Here is a 16,004-nt window from a genome sequence, read left to right as displayed (position 1 = left end):
GAGCTTCGCCGAGACGCTCGCCCTGGAGGGCATCGCTGCGTCGATCGGCTCGATCGGCGACGCGTATGACAATGCCCTCGCCGAGTCGACGATCGGGCTGTTCAAGACCGAAGCGATTCGCGACGACTCGCCCTTCCGGACCGGTCCGCTCAAGCAGCTGGAGGACGTCGAATGGGTCACCGCTGAATGGGTCGACTGGTACAACGCCAGGCGCCTGCATTCCACCCTCGGCGACGTCCCTCCCGAGGAGTTCGAGGCCGCGTACTACGCTGACCTCGAAACGCCATCACACCCGGTGCTGGCACCCGCATAGGAGCGGCAGAGAACCGGGGACGGTTCATGCTCGACCTCGTCAAGCACGAGTCCGAGCGGATCGGCTCTCGCGCGCTCGAACCCGCCTGTGGCTCCGGCAGCTTCCTCGTCCCCGTCCTAGTTTTAGGTTCCCTCGCTCCGTGCCGCGCGAGATTCCCGGGGTTCCGGGGAAGTCGGGCGGCAGTGGCGTGCCCGCGATTCTCCCGTTCGTGTCGCACTCTTCAGGGAACGGCTGAGGCCGTGGTGCTGCGGCTTCCGCCTCCTGCGTGGTTCCCAGAACTGATGATCGGGTTCGCCAACGAATCCGATGTCTGAGCTGTCTGCTCGATCTGCGGACCGGGTGCCCTCATCTGGCGCGACTGCATCGTTCAATGGTGATAACATCGCCATATGTCGATAATTGAGCGCGGAGTATCCTTCCTGGATGTCGAAGCCACAGACGCCTTCGCGCATCTATTTCAGGCGATGGCCGATCGGTCCCGGCTGAGCGTGCTTCAGCATCTCTCGTTAGGTGAACACCGCGTGCGCGACCTGGTGGAGCACCTGGATCTTGCGCAGTCCACGGTCAGCAAGCACATTGCGTTTCTTGGCGAGTGTGGCTTGGTCGAGGCGCGGATCGACGGGCGGTCAACCTGGTACGCGTTGGCGGAGCCGGTGTCCCTCGGCGCTTTGATCGTCGCGGCAGAGCGGCTGCTTGAGGCCACCGGCTCGCGCTATGCGCTTTGCGCGCATCTGACCGCGGCCGGGCGCAGTGTCGAGGGCGCTTCAGCACGGCAGGAGGATATGCATGGAAACGACGCATAGCCACGGGTCAAGTGGTGGCACTGGGGAGGCGGGTGACTTCCGAGTGCGGCTCGGCATCGCTTTCGGACTCACAGTCACTATCGTTATTGCGCAGTTGATCGGCTCTATCGTGACGGGGAGCCTCGCGCTTCTCACCGACACGGCGCACGCCTTTACTGACGCCTCAGGGCTGTTGGTCGCGCTGATCGCGGCGACCCTCATGCGGCAACCGTCAACGTCAAAGCGAACATGGGGATTCAGGCGCGTCGAGGTAATCGCTGCACTAGGGCAGGCAACGCTGCTGCTTGCCGTAGGCGTGTATGCGGCTGTCGAAGGGGTTCGTCGGCTCTTCGAGCCTCCCGAGATCCCAGCATCCGAGTTGATCGTGTTCGGCGTGGTCGGACTCGTCGTGAACATCATCGCGATCGTGGTGCTCTCCGCGAATCGCGGCGCGAACTTCAACATGCGGGCCGCGTTCCTAGAGGTGCTGAACGATGCGCTCGGTTCCCTCGGCGTCATCGCCGCGGCAATCATCATCTGGACGACCGGCTTCCAGCAGGCGGACGCGATCGCCGGCCTCTTCATCGCCGCGCTCATCGCGCCGCGAGCGTTCCTCCTGATGAAGGAGACCGCGGGTGTACTCATGGAGTTCACCCCGAAGGGGCTCGACCTGGACGAGGTCCGTCGCCACATCCTCGAGCTCGAGCACGTGGTCGCTGTCCACGACCTGCACGCCTCCACCGTTGCGACAGGATTGCCGACGATCAGCGCGCACGTGGTGGTCGACGACGAGTGCTTTACCGACGGGCACGCAGCCGAAGTCCTACAGGACATCCAACAGTGTGTCGCCGGGCACTTTCCGATCGCGGTGCCGCATTCGACCTTCCAGATTGAGACCGCGCGGATCAGTGAGCAGGAGGCGACTGGCGTCAGGCATCCGTAGGTGGTGGCGACGCCGACTCGCGCTGCAGAATTCTGGTGTCGGCCTAGCATAGGAGCATGCTGCTTATCGTTGCCGCCGCTGCGGCTGTCATCCTCCTGCCTTCCCACGCATCCGTCACCGGCTCGACTCCGGCCAACGGAGACGTGGTCGTGGAGCAGCCGGGCACGTTCAGCGTCGTGATGAACGAGGAGATCCTTGCGATCGAAGGGGCGAGCGGAGCCAACGTGATGCAGTTGACGGACGCCGACGGGTTGTTCTACGGCGATGGCTGCATCGCCGTAGAGGGCGGAACCATCGCGCTCGACGCCGAACTCGGTGGAGCTGGCGACTACGCCTTGACGTATCAGCTCGTGTCGGCCGACGGACACGCGGTCGACGGTGTCATCGAGTTCGCGTTCGAACCGGCATCGGGTGCTGAAGGTGCGAGGGGCGGTGAAGCCGCACCAGTGTGTGGAGAAAGCGCTCCCGCGTCGTCGGCGCCCGCTTCACGGGAGACGGGCGACAGTAGTTCATCGAGCTCGCCGGAGGCTATCGCGGCGCCTGATACGGGTGCTGAGGACCAGACGGCAGAGGGAGGCAACCTGCCGCTGTTGGTCGCCGGAGGGGTCGCGGCCGTCGTCTTGGCCGCGGGGATCGTCTTCGCGATCAAGCGCCGCTCTGGCGCCGAGGCCGGCGGAGCCGACCCGAGCTAAGGGATCTCGAGCCGCGTTTCGCGGGTCTGCAACCAGAGCAGGGGGTCGAAGGACACATAGTCGCTGTTCTTCAACTCGAGGTGCAGGTGCGGTCCGGTGGATCTGCCGGTGCTGCCGACCTGACCGACGACAGTCGACACATCGACGACCTGACCGACTTCGACTCGGATGGACCCCGCCTGCATGTGCGGGTACCAGGACTGCACGAATTGACCGTTGATGTTGTGGTCGACGAAGACGGCATAGCCGCCGCCGCCCGGGTTGTTGCCCTGCCAGACGGCTGAGACGACGCCGTTAGCGATCGGGCGGATCTCCTGCCCAGGGGGAAGCGGGATGTCGGTGCCGCCGTGCATGCCACCGGGCCGGTATCCGAAGCCACTCGAGATCGGTAGCTGAGAAATCTGCGGAAACGGAGTCTGCACATAGTCGGTCTCGAGCATCGACCAGGCATTGGGAAAGGCGGGGCTCCCGCCGTAGTAAGTCCTGCCGCGCCGAGGCGCCCGTGCTCGCGGACCTGCACGCCGAGTATGGTGACCGAGTCGACTTCATCGGGATCAACGTGCGCGATGGCGCCGCCCAGGCGCTGGCCTTCGAGGAGGAGTTCGGCATCGAATACCCTTCGGTGCTCGACGACCAATCAGCTCAGGGCCAGCTTGCGTTCGCAGGCATCGTCGCCCCCAACGCGGTGCCATCGACGCTCATCCTCGACGCCGAGGGTCGTGTCGCTGCGCGCGTCTCCGGTGCCGTCACGGACACCAGCATTCTCGCGACCCTGCTGCAGGAGGAACTGGAGCGATGAGCTGGCTGCTCGTGCTGAGCGGTGCCCTGGACCCAGGCGGGGCCGTGCTCAGCGGGCAACTGCTGCTCTCCGTCCCGATCGCACTGCTTGCGGGCATCGTCTCCTTCGCGAGTCCCTGCATCCTGCCGCTGGTCCCGGGTTATCTGGGCTTGATGGGATCGCTGGTCGGGGAGGAGGGCGGCCGTGCCAGGCTCATCTCCGGCGTGGCGCTCTTCGTCGGCGGCTTCACCGCCGTGTTCGTGCTCGGCACCGCCCTCGTCGGCACCATCAGCTCGTTCCTGCTCGTTTGGTCCGCGGTGCTCGTGCGCGTTCTCGGCGTGCTGCTGATCCTGCTGGGGATGGTGTTCGTCGGGCAGTTCCGGGTCCTCCAACGCGTATGGAAGCCGCCGCAACTGAAGGGCGGCGGAATGTGGACAGCGCCTATTGTGGGGATCATCTTCGCGCTCGGCTGGACCCCGTGCTCGGGCCCGACCCTAGCCGCAATCAGCGCTCTCACCGTCACCACCGGTAGCGCCTGGCAAGGCGCCCTCCTCGGCTTCGCCTACGCCCTGGGGCTGGGCATACCGTTCCTGCTGCTCGCGACGGGGCTTGGTTGGATGGGCTCGACGATGGCGTGGATGCGACGGCATATCCGGGCGATCAACATCGGCGGAGGTGTCACTCTGATGATCATCGGCCTACTGATGGTGACCGGCGTCTGGAACGCGATCATGAACGAGATGCAGGGGTGGATCTCCTCGTATGTCACGATCATCTAGCCGCGATCACGCGGCCGCCACCGACCCGCTGCGCCCGGTCGACCACGTCGATGAGCCAGAGCGCGACGAGCTCGCCTTCGGTAGCGGGCCGAAGCTCGGCGTCGTCGGCTGGCTGCGGTTCATGTGGCGGCAGCTCACCTCGATGCGCACCGCGATCGTGCTGCTGCTGCTGCTCGCGGTCGGCGCGATCCCCGGCAGCCTCGTGCCGCAGCGCTCGAGCGACCCGAACGGCGTCATCCAGGTGCGCGCCGACAACCCCGACCTCGTCTGGTTCTACGACGCGCTCTCGCTCCACGACGTCTACTCGAGCCCGTGGTTCTCGGCGATCTACATCTTGCTGTTCACGTCCCTGGTCGGCTGCGTCATCCCGCGCCTCGCCCACCACTGGAAGGCCATGCGCGCGCTGCCGCCGCGCACGCCCGCCCGCCTGTCTCGCCTCGTCGGCTTCCAGACCGTGGCGGGCGACGCATCCGACCTCGACCGTGCGGACGGGGTGCTCAAGAAGCTCGGGTACCGCACGACGCGCTACGGCGACTCGGTCTCTGCCGAGCGCGGCTACCTGCGCGAGACGGGCAACCTGCTGTTCCACATCTCGCTGCTGGCGATGATCCTGGTGGTCGGCCTCGGCTCGGGGTTCGGCTACAACGGGCAGCGCCTCATCGTCGAGGGGCGCGGCTTCGCGAACACGCTCTCGAGCTACGACACGTTCACGGAAGGGCAGTGGTTCGACGACGCGACCCTGCCGCCGTTCGCGGTGCAGCTCGATGACCTAAATGTCGTCTACGAGACGAGGAATCCGAACGCCGTAGGCGCGCCGCTCGATTTCACGGCACACGTGTCGGTCACTGAGGGCGGGGAGGCGCGCGACGCGCAGATCAAGGTGAACGAGCCGCTGGACGTCGCGGGCGCTGACCTCTACCTCATCTCCAACGGCTATGCACCGCGCATCTCGGTGCGCGATGCTGAGGGCGAGCTCGTCTACGACGAGTACACCCCATTCCTGGCGCAGGACGACCTGATGACGAGCCTGGGCGTGATGAAGTTGCCGGACGGCCTGGAGGAGCAGCTGGGGCTGCGTGGCTTCTTCTACCCGACCGCCGTGGAGCTCGACACCGGTGCGCTCGCGTCCGCGTACCCAGACATCGCCAACCCCGTGCTGTCGCTGCAGGCGTTTACGGGCGACCTTGGGCTCGACGCGGGCATCCCGCGCTCGGTGTACGCGCTGGAGACCGACGAGATGACGCAGATCGCGGGTGGGGAGTCGGGCACCGATGCGCTGACGATCGCGCCGGGGCAGACGGTGGACATCCCCGGTGGGCTCGGCACGATCACGTTCGAGGATGTGCGGCGCTACGGCGTGATTGAAGTGCACGTCGACCACACGCAGACGCCGGTGCTCTGGATTACGGTGGTGCTGTTCCTCTCCATGCTGGGTTCGCTGCTCATCCCGCGCCGCCGCATGTGGGTGAAGGCTGCGGAAGGGCGGCTCGAGCTCGCTGGGCTCGCGCGCGGCGAGGACCCGACGCTCGAGCGGGCTGTCGAAGACCTCTCAAGACGAATTGGGGGCGACGCTGTCGCCGGTGTTGGCCGGAGGATCGACTAACTGTACGAATTGACCGGTGGGCGGGCGGGCATCGCCAAAGGTTCCCGGACGACCGCTGTGCACCGGGTCAAGCGCGAAAGTGCCGCGGTCTCGGGGGCCTCTTGAAGCCTTGGAGTCGGAGACTGTTGCGGACCACCAGCGCCGAGGAGACATCGGCCGCAATGCTCGGATTGAAGAGACGGAGAGGCCTCGAGTTCGGATTGGACGTAGTCCGGCAGCGTCGAGCGATGGGCACGGGGTCAGCACGACTGCTGAAGCACTGGCGCGCCGCTCGAGCGCAGCCTTGGCGGCAGTGCGGTGGCGATCGCTCCCGAGCTGGGCTGTTCAGCTCTGCCGGTCCGCGTCGCTGCCCTGGGCCCGCTGCTGCAGCCGCCGCAGGTACTCGTTGTATGCCTCCGCGTCTTCATCGGCGCGGCGCTGGTCCCGCCCGGCTTGCCTCGTGTCTTGGCGTCGCCATCGTGCGAGCGTCACGATCAGCATCGCGAGCAGCGGCAACTCTCCGAACGTCCATGCCAGAATCCCGGCAATCCCCTGGTCGCGAACCGGGTCGACCTCCCACGCTTCCGGAGCTGCGGCGGCGAAGTAGGGGACGACCGGCGTCGCCGAGAACAGCATCGCGAGCCCGAACGCGGCATGAACCTGCATCTCGAGAAACACATCGAACATCCGGCTCGGATACGAGGTCCGGCGCGGGAGCGGATCCGAAGACACCAGCGGCGCGGTGATCAGGATCCCCACGATGAGGAACACGACTTCAAGAAGGATGTGGCCGAACCAGAATCGCAGCACCACATCCGCGACGCCACCGAAGTAGAGTCCGAAGAAGGACAGCAGCATCAACGGGATGACGAGCGCCGGATGCAGCGCGAATCGAGCCGCTCTCGAACGCAATCCACACAGCGCGACTCGGAGCACGGTGTTGCCCAGGCCACGATGCGGTGTGGCGCGCAGGAGCAGGGTTCCCGGGGATCCGAGAACGAGCAACGGGGCGATCACCACCATCAAGGCGAGCTGCTGGAACATGAATATGGAGAACATCAGCCGGCCATAGGCGTCGACGCCTGCGCCCGTGACCACCGCCATCAGCAGGCAGGCGAGCAGGAAGCAGGCGGTGCGCAGCCACGGCCAACGATGTCCGTGCCGTCGCAATCGCACGACCCCCGCCACGTAAACGATGGCGAGCAGAATGGAGATCGTCGGCAACACAAGCGCGGACGAAGAGACCGGGAGCAGGAACTGGTCGAAGCTCGGGGGCGTCAGACCGACGGCGTCGGCGGCGCTCATCGCCGAAGGTCGCGATCTGCTGCGACGGCCCGGCGATCACACGCAATTCGATGCCGGTGCTGAGTGCATCGTGGGTGGCTCACGACACCCACCACAACTGCGACATGGTCCACTCCTGGTTCGCTGGCCGCGTGTTGCCGCAGCACTGTCCCGGTGCGCCTTCACGAGCGCACCGAGCGCGCGCTGCTGTCCATCCGCGGCTGATCTCACGCAGCTGGCAGCAGGTCTGCGCGCTTCTGGGCCCAGCGTAGTCGGCTCAGGCAAGCCGTCGCCGCGAGGCATCCATCTGACGACCGCGCACTCTCCTGACGAGAGGCAGCGAACTCCGATAGCTGGGGGACTGGACGGCACCAGATTGCGCCGAGAGCCGCTCTCGCTGGGTCTCAAGTCGCGGCTGCGGTCGTGGCGGCTGGTCCGGCGTGACCGCCATCGTCCGTCCCAAGCAGGATTGGAGACGCTCCACGATGCGTCGCTGCAAGTGTTGGGGTTCATGGGGCCCTCAACACGGAAGGGTACAATCGACCCGTGCCCGTCGCTGATCTCGACTCCTACTCGCTGCTGCTCGTCTACTCAGCGATGGCGGTGTACACGCTCGCGTTCATCGCCTACGCGATCGACGTCGCGCGCCGCTCGGCGACAAAGATCGTGCCCGCCGAAGCGCGCATGCCCGTCGGCGCTGGCGCGCCAACGTCCGCGGCCGAGCCGACGGTGGCCGGCACCCCGGGCGCGGCAGCCGGGCGCGGCGCCCGCATCGGTTTCACGCTGACCGTGCTCGCATGGGCGCTCCACCTGGGCGCGACACTGCTGCGCGGGCTGGCTGCCGGACGGGTGCCGTGGGCGAACATGTACGAGTTCGCCCTCACCGGCGTCGCCGTCATCGTCGGCGTGTTCGTGCTGTCGCGGCTGTGGAAAGACCTGAACTTCCTAGGGGTGTTCTTCACCGGGCTTGCGACCGTGTTCCTGGGCGTTGCGACGGTCAACTACTACGTAGCGCCCACACCGCTACCGCCCGCCCTGCAGACGTACTGGCTCGTCATTCACGTTTTCGTCGCGACGCTCGCGACCGGCTTCATGGGCCTCGGCACGGGCCTGAGCATCCTGCAGCTCATCAAGGAGAAGCGCGACAACGGCTTCCTGCGGTCGCTGCCGAGCCCGGTGCAGCTCGAGGATCTCGCCTACCGGGTCGGCGTGATCGGGTTCATCTTCTGGACCTTCACGCTCATCGCGGGCGCGATCTGGGCGGAGCACGCCTGGGGCCGCTACTGGGGCTGGGACACGAAGGAGGTGTGGACCTTCGTGATCTGGGTCGTGTACGCGGGCTACATCCACGCGCGTGCGACGCGCGGCTGGCGCGGCTCTCGTTCGGCGTGGCTGCAGATCATCGGCTTCGCAGCGATCATCTTCAACTTCACGATCGTCAACCAATTCTTCACCGGCCTGCACGCGTATAGCGGGCTTTGACGGTCAGCAATCACCTCCACCGCGAGCTGATCTGTGTCGTGTCCTGGGGGCCAGCGTGGCCAGGCAGGCAGCGGTAGGCAGCTTCGACTAGGCGTTGCAGGCTTGGCCGATTTCGCGTCTTCGTGGCGTGGCGCCGAGGCAGGCGAGGAAGACGCAGCAGCGTGCTGCGCTTCGGGCGAGCACGGGCGGAAGGTAGAGTGAGGAGAGTGCGTACTCGACCCGTTGTTGCTTTCTCGATCATCGCTGCAGCCGCAGCCGTCGTCATCATCGCTTTGCTGCTGGTCGTACGGCCCTGGGAGGGGAACGGCTCGCCGGTCGCAAGCGAAGAACCGGTCGACGCTCTTGCTTCCCCCGCTGCACTGCCACCACTCGTGGACGAATCGACGCACATCCTGAACAACGCGGGCCCCGGCGCTCCTGTCGTGGTCGAATTCCTCGACTTCGAGTGCGAGGCCTGCGGCGCCGTGTACCCCACGATGGAAGAGCTCCGTGAGAAGTACGACGGCGAGGTGACCTTCGCTGTCCGCTATTTCCCGCTGCCCGGGCACTCGAACTCTGTCAATGCGGCCCTCGCCGTCGAAGCTGCTGCACAACAGGGCGCGTTCGAGGCGATGTATCAGCGGATGTTCGAGACGCAATCCGAGTGGGGAGAGAGACAGGCCTCGGAAGCCGACCGATTCCGCAGCTACGCCGAGGGCCTGGGCCTCGACGTGGCGGCCTACGACGCCGCCGTTTCGGACCCTGCGACGCTGGCCCGCGTCGAGCAGGACTTCCAGGCCGGCGCCGAGCTCGGCGTCGACCGGACGCCGACGATCTTCGTCGACGGCGAGCGGCTGGAGCTATCGCAGCTGAGCGACATCGAGACGGCGATCCAAGCAGCGATGCCGCAGTAGGCACTTCCGGTTTCATGTCCGGAATTCCGTGACCACCGCAAGGTGGGACCCTCAGCGCTCGTGATACTCGGACTCAGAGATATTCGCAGATCGTTTCGGGTGTGCACGCCTCTGACGGTGTCTGTGCCGCATGCCCGCGGAGCTCGGCGACACTCGCCCGCAGGAGGCTGAGCTTCGCGAGCTGTTCATCGATCTCAACTAGCCGTCGGTCGAGGAGATCCCGAACATGACCGCATGGTGAACCGCCAGCGTCACGAACATCGAGGATCGCCGCGGCCTGTGCGAGGGTGAGTCCTGCCGCTCGGGCCCGACCGATGAACTCGAGCCGCTGCACTGTCTCGTCGCCATAGTTGCGGTATCCGGCGGTCGTGCGCTCCGGAGGCTGAAGCAGCCCTCGTTCCTCGTAGTACCGCAGCGTCGACGGTCTCGTCCTCGCCTTCTCCGCGAGCTCCCCGATCCGCATCGTGACTACGCCTTCCGCCGCCCGCTTGACCTTCAAGCATGCTTGAAGGTCCATTCTGTCGGATGAGGCGGCATGAACGACCCGGTTCCCAGAGGAGGCAACATGGCACGGCACGGCGAGTTTGACCTTGCAGTGATCGGCACGGGCGGTGCGGCGATGTCCGCGGCGATCCACGCTCGACTCGAAGGGGCGAGCGTGGTCGCCATCGAGTCGGGAACGCTCGGTGGCACCTGCGTGAACGTCGGCTGCGTGCCCTCCAAGACACTCCTCGCCGCCGCGCACACTCGACATGCCGCCCGATCGAACCCGTTCCCAGGCACCCCCACATCCGCCGGCGAGGTTGACCTGAGCGCGCTCATGCAGCAGAAGGACGAGTTGATCGGCATACTTCGCCAGACCAAATACGCTGACATCGCCGCCGCCTACGGGTTCGACATTCAGTCCGGCACCGCGACGTTCACTGACGCGGCAACACTCCTCGTCGACGGCCGACGAGTTCGTGCTAGGTCGTATCTGGTCGCCACCGGAGCCGAACCGCACGCCCCGGCCATCCCCGGTCTCGAGCAGGTGGACTACCTCACCTCGACCACGGCCATGGAGCTGACCGAGTTGCCCGCTTCGCTCGTGGTGATCGGCGGCGGCTTCGTCGGCCTCGAACAGGCGCAGCTCTTCGCCCGCCTCGGGGTCGAGGTCACCATCATCGGCCGGCTCGCTCCGCACGCCGAACCCGAACTCTCCTCCGAACTCCACAATGCCTTCCTCGCCGAGGGAATCGCCGTCATCAACGACCGAGCCGTGACGATTACCCGGAACGGCGACCTGGTGCAGGCGATCACCCGCACCGGCAAGGCGGCCACCGGTGGACGAATCCTCATCGCCACCGGACGCGCACCACGCACTGACGGGCTCGACCTCGCTGCGGCGGGCGTCGCGAGGGACGGCCGTGGCTTCATCATCGTCGACAAGGACCAGCGGACGACGAACCCGACCGTGTTCGCCGCCGGCGACGTGACCGATGTGCCGCAGTACGTGTACGTCGCCGCGATGGCCGGGAAGATCGCAGCCCGCAACGCGCTCGGCCGCCACGAGCAGGTCGACTACACCGGGATGCCCTCGGTGTTGTTCACCTCACCTCAGCTCGCCTCCGCCGGGATGACCGAAGCCGAAGCCCTCGCCGCGGGATACCGGTGCACCTGCCGTTACCTGCGACTGTCCGAAGTGCCCCGAGCCATCACCAACCACAACACCCGCGGCGGCATCAAGATCGTCGCCGACGCTGACACCGGCCGAGTCCTCGGCGTCCACGCCCTCGCCGAGACCGCCGGCGAGATGATGCTCGCCGCGACCTACGCCATCACCGCCGGATTCACCGTCGCCCAACTCGCCGACATCTGGGCCCCGTACCTCACCATGGCCGAAGGAATCCGCCTCACCGCGAACCTCTTCCGCAACGAACTCCCCACCTCCTGCTGCGCCTGAACGCTACCCAAGTGGTTCTGAATCAAGTCGCCGTGCGAGGTCGTCGACTGCTCGCTCGAGCGCGGGATCCTCGCCGCGGGCAAGCCCTGCGAGTTCGAGCCCGGCTGGTGCCGCCTTGACCCACAGGCGGCGACGCGGGATGAGCAGCGAGCCGATTAGCGATGCCACTCTCCCAGATCTGCGCACAACTCGAAGCGGAGATGGAACGAGATGAACAGGCCCCACAGGCACCGACGGCCGGCACCGCACGCAACGGCGCTGCAGCGCCGAGCGCGGCACAGTCCGAGCCACCCGACAAGCGTACCGCCGGCGCAACGAGCAACCGGGCTGCGCCGACGGTGGGCCGGGCCAGGGATCCGCTGCATGTCCTCGATCTGCGCGACCTCTGCTTCCGCGTGACGCAGAATGAGCATAGGATTTCGGTATGCCGAAAATCGTGCGCGAAGAACGACAAGCACAACCCGTGACGCGTACAACGCGGCAAAGATCATCAGCGCCCCGGCTGGCATGGCTGTTGGGACCCGCGCTGGTGGCGGGAGTCGCCTATCTCGACCCCGGCAACGTGGCCAGCAATATGACGGCCGGCGCGCGCTACGGGTATCTTCTGGTCTGGGTGGTGGTGCTCGGCAATGTCATGGCGTGGCTCATCCAGTACCTCTCGGCCAAGCTCGGCATCGTCACCGGCAGCAGCCTGCCGGAGATGCTCGGGGCACGCATCCGCAATCCGTATGTGCGCCGTGCGTACTGGTTGCAGGCCGAGTTGGTCGCCATGGCGACCGATATCGCCGAGGTGATCGGTGGTGCCGTCGCGCTGAATCTGCTGTTCGGCATCCCGCTGCTGTGGGGAGGAATGATCACCGGAACCGTGTCGCTGGTGTTGCTCGTGGTCCAGTCCCGGCGAGGCGCACGCAGCTTCGAATTCGTCGTCATCGGACTGGTCGTGATCATCGCCATCGGCTTCTCGTTCGGAGTGTTCGTCGCGCCCCCGGACCCGGGCGGTGTCGCAGCCGGCCTCCTGCCTCGGTTCGAGGGCACCGACTCCGTGCTGCTCGCGGCATCCATTCTCGGTGCCACGATCATGCCGCACGCGATCTACGCGCACAGCGCCCTGGCTCGAGATCGCTTCGCTCCATCGCAGCCGCAGGTGCGCTTCAACGTTCCCCTGGAGGAGCTGCGAGGCATCTCGACCCGACGCCTCCTGCGTGCGACGCGCTGGGACGTCAGCGTCGCGATGCTGATCGCTGGCACCGTCAATCTCTGCATCCTGTTGCTGGCGGCCGCCAACCTCGCTGGCGTTCCGGGCACCGACACCCTCGAGGGCGCCTATGCCGCACTACGGGATGGAATCGGGCCTCTCGTCGCGACCCTCTTCGCAGTCGGCCTGCTCGCCAGCGGCCTCGCGAGCACCTCAGTGGGGGCGTACGCCGGTGCTGAGATCATGCATGGACTGTTGCACGTGCGCATTCCGCTTATCGCTCGACGCCTCGTCACCCTCATCCCTGCGCTCGTGATCCTCGCGCTCGGCGTCGACCCCACCCTCGCGCTGGTGCTGAGCCAGGTCGTGCTCTCGTTCGGCATCCCCTTCGCGCTCATCCCGCTCGTCGCCCTCACCGCCAAACACGAAGTGCTCGGCGAGTTCCGCAACCGCGCGGTGACGACCGCAGCCGGGATCGTGGCATCCGTCGCTCTCATCGCACTGAACGCGATGCTGCTCTGGCTGGTCGCTTCCGGCACATGACGGTGCGACCGGATCAGTGCGCCGAGGTTCAGGGCCTTGCTGCTTGCGGCGGGAGCAGTCGGGGGATCAGCTTGACGTAGATGGCCATGCCGATGAGTTCGACGAGGGTCTGCGTCACGATGGCGGCAGCCGCGAGCCGGAGGTCTGCCGGAAGCGCGAGGGCGAGTGGGAGGACGACAAGCGAATTCCTGGTCGCACCGCTGAACACGAGCGCCCTGCTACGAGGGACGTCGAGGCGTGCAAGCCGCGCGACGCCGACACCGAGGGCGGCCATGACCGCAAGGAACGCGATGTAGATCGGCACGAGCTCAACCAGCAGGACTAGGTCGCGGGCGATCGCCGGCGTCTGCGACGCGATGACGACGAGCAGCACGAGCATCGTCAGCGGCACCATCGCGTGCAGCGCGCTGGCCGTGGCTGCGGCGGCGAGACGCACGCGCCGCGCGGCCCACTGGGTGAGCGTTGCAGCGCCGAGCGGGATCAGGATGAGGAGCACCATCGCCTCCATGAACGGTCCCGGCTCCACGCTCTCGGTCGCAACGGGGCCCGCGATGATGAACAGGTAGAGCGGCAAGAGAAGCAGCTGCACCACCATCAGCAGGGGAGTGGCAGCGAGCAGCCGCTCATGCGCGCCGCCGGCTGCGCCGGCGAACACGATCACGTAGTCGACACACGGGGTCAGCAGCACGAGCAGCACGCCGACCAGGAGCGCATCATCGTGCGCCACGAAGCGGGAAAGGCCGACGGCCACGACGGGCACGATGACGAAGTTCAGCACCAGCAGCGCGGTCAGGAATCGCACGTCGCGGAACCCGCGCGCGATCTCCGCAAAAGGCACCCCGAGGAAGGTGACGAACAGCAGCGCGGCGATGGCCGGGTTGATCGCGACCGCGAGCCGCTCGGAGCCCGGTGCCAGCAAGCCAAGCGCGATACCGGTGACGATCGCGGCGAGGTAGAAGAGGACTTGCTGGCGTTCCATCCATGACGCGAACGTCGGCGTGCTACTCGTCATCTGGCGAGTGGGCCGGAGTGCTCGGCGACCTCTACAACAACACCGGCTCGCGCGAATGTGCGCGAACGTGTTCCGCGCGTCAACCAGCAGGCACCCACGTACCTAAACCTAATGCTCGTAGCGGAGGACCTCTCGTGCCCACACTGACGACTCGACAAACTGCTTGCCGAGCGGAGCCACGATCGCTCGGGTGCCAGTCGTGTGCCCTGTTCTCGGTCGACGCTCACGGAACTCAAGGCTGAGATCGATAGCCTCGGGGCGACACACGCGAGGAGCATGGTGACCGATCAGTCCGCCCAGCCCTGGGATCACTCGCAGCAGGCGCAGCAGCCTCGGCCTTCCTCCAATCGGCGGATGCCGCACGGCCAGCAGCCCGCTGAGACGCAACCGCCGTGCGGCCGGCAGCCGCCTTACGGCGATGCTCCCGTCGGCTCAGCAGCGCTCGGTTACGGATACTCCGGCGAAGGCCAATCGCCCCATGGGCGGGCGCCCTACGGTCAGCCGCAATACAGGGACGCCTTCCCGCGGCAGCTGGGCTTTGCGATGCATCCGCCCAAGAAGCCGGCACTGCTGGCTGCCACGCTGCCGATGGCGGGGAAGTCCTTCGCGCTGGTGCTTCAGCCGCTCGAGCAGCGCGTCGGTCGCTGGTTCCTGGCATGGGCGATCGCGATCGGCTTCTTCTTCGGGGGCCAGATCATCTCGCTCGCACTACTGATGCCGGGCATGGTCGCCTTCTTCCTGCAGCTCGACCCGACCGCGGCACCGACCGACGAGGCCGAGCTCACGGCCGACCTGCTCGCCGAGGTGATCGGCTCGCCGCTGGGCATGGCCGGGGTGAACATGGCCTGGGCCGCGATGATCCCGGGCGTCATCGTCGCGTTGGCGGCGTTCGGCAAGGGCGCGGCCGGGTACGCCTCGAGTGTCGTCGGTCGCTGGCGCTGGGGCGCTGTCGGCCGCTCGGCGCTGCTGATCCTCCCCATCTTCGCGATCTACATCGGCGTCTCGCTCTGGATGGACCCGAGTGTCGAGTGGCAGTGGGATCCCAACTGGGGCCTCGTCGCGGTGGTGTTGCTGACCACGCCGCTGCAGGCGACCGGCGAGGAGTTCACATTCCGCGGGCTGCTGCCGCAGCTGATGGGCGGCTGGCTGCGCCACCGCTACGTGCCCGCGCTCGTCATGCTGCTGCCGGTGCTGACTGTGATCGTGCTGCAGCCAGCGACCTGGTACCTCTCGCTGCTCGCGCTGGTCGCCGCGGCGGTCGGGCCATGGGTGCTGCGTGGACCGCTGGGGAACGCGGTCTGGACCGGCCTTGCGACCGGGCTGCTGTTCGGCGCGATGCACACGCACCCGTCGATCGCGGCGACGCTGCAGCTCTCGCTGGTCGGCTTCACCTGCTCGATGCTCACCTACCGCACGGGTGGGCTCGAGGCGGCGTCGGTGCTGCACACCGCCAACAACGTCTTCATCATGGTTCCGCTCGCGCTCACCGGTGTCTCAGCGTTCTCATCCGCGCAGCCGGTCGCCGGCGAGGACTGGCTCTCTTTCGGTATCACCGCGCTGGCGCTCGGCCTCGCGTACCTCGCGGTGCACTTTGCCATGCGCGGGGCGCAGCGGTTTACGACGGGGGCGCCTGCTGCCGACTTGCTCGTGTCACAGCCGCGGCCGCCAATGGCGGCACCCGTCGTGACGCGCTGAGCCGCGTCGCACGCTGCCGAGGATTCAGCGATGAGCCTCGTCGCACGCTGCGAGAAGATTCGGCGCTGACCGGTGTCTCGAGCGACCTA

The 16,004-nt window shown here is 66.7% G+C and carries 17 protein-coding genes; 13 read left to right on the top strand and 4 right to left on the bottom strand.

Annotation, left to right across the window (positions count from 1 at the left end):
* From H508_RS15595 to H508_RS0109370, 4 genes are all read left to right on the top strand, one after another.
* The coding region (locus tag H508_RS15595; RefSeq protein ID WP_035254671.1) for an integrase core domain-containing protein at positions 1-313 on the top strand (313 nt) is incomplete at its 5' end.
* Between the two features lie 389 nt (positions 314-702).
* Entirely contained in the window at positions 703-1,116 is a 414-nt protein-coding gene (locus H508_RS15590; RefSeq protein ID WP_084155262.1) for an ArsR/SmtB family transcription factor, read from the top strand.
* Complete coding sequence (locus tag H508_RS0109375; RefSeq protein ID WP_026373862.1) at positions 1,100-2,038, top strand: cation diffusion facilitator family transporter; 939 nt, start codon at positions 1,100-1,102, stop codon at positions 2,036-2,038. The genes H508_RS15590 and H508_RS0109375 overlap by 17 nt, the downstream gene beginning before the upstream one ends.
* Before the next feature lie 56 nt (positions 2,039-2,094).
* On the top strand, positions 2,095-2,730 hold the full coding sequence (locus H508_RS0109370; RefSeq protein ID WP_026373861.1) for a copper resistance CopC family protein: 636 nt from the start codon (positions 2,095-2,097) through the stop codon (positions 2,728-2,730).
* Here the strand turns inward: H508_RS0109370 and H508_RS0109365 are convergent.
* A complete protein-coding gene (locus H508_RS0109365) occupies positions 2,727-3,170 on the bottom strand; it encodes a M23 family metallopeptidase (protein WP_026373860.1) in 444 nt (147 codons plus the stop codon). The two genes, H508_RS0109370 and H508_RS0109365, sit on opposite strands and share 4 nt — an antisense overlap.
* On the opposite strand from H508_RS0109365, the gene H508_RS15585 reads away from it, so the two are divergent.
* From H508_RS15585 to resB, 3 genes are read left to right on the top strand one after another with little or no spacing between them, the layout of a single operon-like run.
* Complete coding sequence (locus H508_RS15585) at positions 3,098-3,529, top strand: TlpA family protein disulfide reductase (protein ID WP_084155261.1); 432 nt, start codon at positions 3,098-3,100, stop codon at positions 3,527-3,529. The two genes, H508_RS0109365 and H508_RS15585, sit on opposite strands and share 73 nt — an antisense overlap.
* Positions 3,526-4,287 (top strand): cytochrome c biogenesis CcdA family protein, encoded by a 762-nt coding sequence (locus tag H508_RS0109355; RefSeq protein ID WP_051223136.1) that lies wholly within the window; start codon positions 3,526-3,528, stop codon positions 4,285-4,287. The genes H508_RS15585 and H508_RS0109355 overlap by 4 nt, the downstream gene beginning before the upstream one ends.
* The gene (gene resB / locus H508_RS0109350) at positions 4,271-5,890 is read left to right on the top strand and encodes a cytochrome c biogenesis protein ResB (protein WP_051223134.1); all 1,620 of its coding nucleotides are present in this window, start codon (positions 4,271-4,273) and stop codon (positions 5,888-5,890) included. Before H508_RS0109355 ends, resB begins: the two co-directional genes overlap by 17 nt.
* A gap of 324 nt (positions 5,891-6,214) precedes the next feature.
* Here the strand turns inward: resB and H508_RS15580 are convergent, their stop codons facing one another.
* The gene (locus H508_RS15580) at positions 6,215-7,174 is read right to left on the bottom strand and encodes a cytochrome c oxidase assembly protein (protein WP_035254669.1); all 960 of its coding nucleotides are present in this window, start codon (positions 7,172-7,174) and stop codon (positions 6,215-6,217) included.
* 576 nt (positions 7,175-7,750) lie between these two features.
* Between H508_RS15580 and ccsB the strand changes: the two genes are divergently transcribed.
* Positions 7,751-8,635, top strand: a complete 885-nt coding sequence (gene ccsB / locus H508_RS0109340) for a c-type cytochrome biogenesis protein CcsB (RefSeq protein ID WP_051223145.1) — start codon at positions 7,751-7,753, stop codon at positions 8,633-8,635.
* Positions 8,636-8,841: 206 nt separating this feature from the next.
* Positions 8,842-9,528 (top strand): DsbA family protein, encoded by a 687-nt coding sequence (locus H508_RS0109335; protein WP_026373856.1) that lies wholly within the window; start codon positions 8,842-8,844, stop codon positions 9,526-9,528.
* Between the two features lie 73 nt (positions 9,529-9,601).
* On the opposite strand, the gene H508_RS17200 is transcribed toward H508_RS0109335, so the two are convergent.
* A complete protein-coding gene (locus H508_RS17200; protein WP_425393460.1) occupies positions 9,602-10,027 on the bottom strand; it encodes a heavy metal-responsive transcriptional regulator in 426 nt (141 codons plus the stop codon).
* Between the two features lie 66 nt (positions 10,028-10,093).
* On the opposite strand from H508_RS17200, the gene merA reads away from it, so the two are divergent.
* The 3 genes from merA to H508_RS0109325 all read left to right on the top strand — a co-directional run bounded on the left by merA (position 10,094) and on the right by H508_RS0109325 (position 13,208).
* Positions 10,094-11,470, top strand: a complete 1,377-nt coding sequence (gene merA, locus H508_RS0109330; protein WP_026373855.1) for a mercury(II) reductase — start codon at positions 10,094-10,096, stop codon at positions 11,468-11,470.
* A 161-nt stretch (positions 11,471-11,631) separates the two neighbouring features.
* On the top strand, positions 11,632-11,937 hold the full coding sequence (locus H508_RS17540) for a hypothetical protein (RefSeq protein WP_157674056.1): 306 nt from the start codon (positions 11,632-11,634) through the stop codon (positions 11,935-11,937).
* On the top strand, positions 11,895-13,208 hold the full coding sequence (locus tag H508_RS0109325) for an Nramp family divalent metal transporter (protein WP_026373854.1): 1,314 nt from the start codon (positions 11,895-11,897) through the stop codon (positions 13,206-13,208). The genes H508_RS17540 and H508_RS0109325 overlap by 43 nt, the downstream gene beginning before the upstream one ends.
* A gap of 28 nt (positions 13,209-13,236) precedes the next feature.
* Here H508_RS0109325 and H508_RS0109320 read toward each other — a convergent pair whose 3' ends face one another.
* Positions 13,237-14,187, bottom strand: a complete 951-nt coding sequence (locus H508_RS0109320) for an arsenic resistance protein (protein WP_021009756.1) — start codon at positions 14,185-14,187, stop codon at positions 13,237-13,239.
* 309 nt (positions 14,188-14,496) lie between these two features.
* Between H508_RS0109320 and H508_RS0109315 the strand changes: the two genes are divergently transcribed.
* Positions 14,497-15,915 carry a CPBP family intramembrane glutamic endopeptidase gene (locus H508_RS0109315; protein ID WP_156906048.1) on the top strand — a complete coding sequence of 473 codons (1,419 nt, stop codon included), beginning with the start codon at positions 14,497-14,499 and terminating at the stop codon, positions 15,913-15,915.
* The last annotated feature ends 89 nt before the right edge of the window (positions 15,916-16,004 follow it).

Source organism: Agrococcus lahaulensis DSM 17612, assembly GCF_000425105.1.
Taxonomy (GTDB): domain Bacteria; phylum Actinomycetota; class Actinomycetes; order Actinomycetales; family Microbacteriaceae; genus Agrococcus; species Agrococcus lahaulensis.
The sequence above is the reverse complement of the archived record's forward strand: the minus strand, read 5'-3'. Positions and strand labels throughout refer to the sequence as shown.

Excerpts from the sequence above, each read along its gene's own strand:
- H508_RS15590 (WP_084155262.1), top strand. The coding sequence starts at position 703 with ATGTCGATAATTGAGCGCGGAGTATCCTTCCTGGATGTCGAAGCCACA.
- H508_RS0109375 (WP_026373862.1), top strand. The coding sequence starts at position 1,100 with ATGGAAACGACGCATAGCCACGGGTCAAGTGGTGGCACTGGGGAGGCG.
- H508_RS0109370 (WP_026373861.1), top strand. The coding sequence starts at position 2,095 with ATGCTGCTTATCGTTGCCGCCGCTGCGGCTGTCATCCTCCTGCCTTCC.
- H508_RS0109365 (WP_026373860.1), bottom strand. The coding sequence starts at position 3,170 with ATGCTCGAGACCGACTATGTGCAGACTCCGTTTCCGCAGATTTCTCAG.
- H508_RS0109355 (WP_051223136.1), top strand. The coding sequence starts at position 3,526 with ATGAGCTGGCTGCTCGTGCTGAGCGGTGCCCTGGACCCAGGCGGGGCC.
- resB (WP_051223134.1), top strand. The coding sequence starts at position 4,271 with ATGTCACGATCATCTAGCCGCGATCACGCGGCCGCCACCGACCCGCTG.
- H508_RS15580 (WP_035254669.1), bottom strand. The coding sequence starts at position 7,174 with ATGAGCGCCGCCGACGCCGTCGGTCTGACGCCCCCGAGCTTCGACCAG.
- ccsB (WP_051223145.1), top strand. The coding sequence starts at position 7,751 with ATGGCGGTGTACACGCTCGCGTTCATCGCCTACGCGATCGACGTCGCG.
- merA (WP_026373855.1), top strand. The coding sequence starts at position 10,094 with ATGGCACGGCACGGCGAGTTTGACCTTGCAGTGATCGGCACGGGCGGT.
- H508_RS17540 (WP_157674056.1), top strand. The coding sequence starts at position 11,632 with ATGCCACTCTCCCAGATCTGCGCACAACTCGAAGCGGAGATGGAACGA.
- H508_RS0109325 (WP_026373854.1), top strand. The coding sequence starts at position 11,895 with ATGCCGAAAATCGTGCGCGAAGAACGACAAGCACAACCCGTGACGCGT.
- H508_RS0109320 (WP_021009756.1), bottom strand. The coding sequence starts at position 14,187 with ATGGAACGCCAGCAAGTCCTCTTCTACCTCGCCGCGATCGTCACCGGT.
- H508_RS0109315 (WP_156906048.1), top strand. The coding sequence starts at position 14,497 with ATGGTGACCGATCAGTCCGCCCAGCCCTGGGATCACTCGCAGCAGGCG.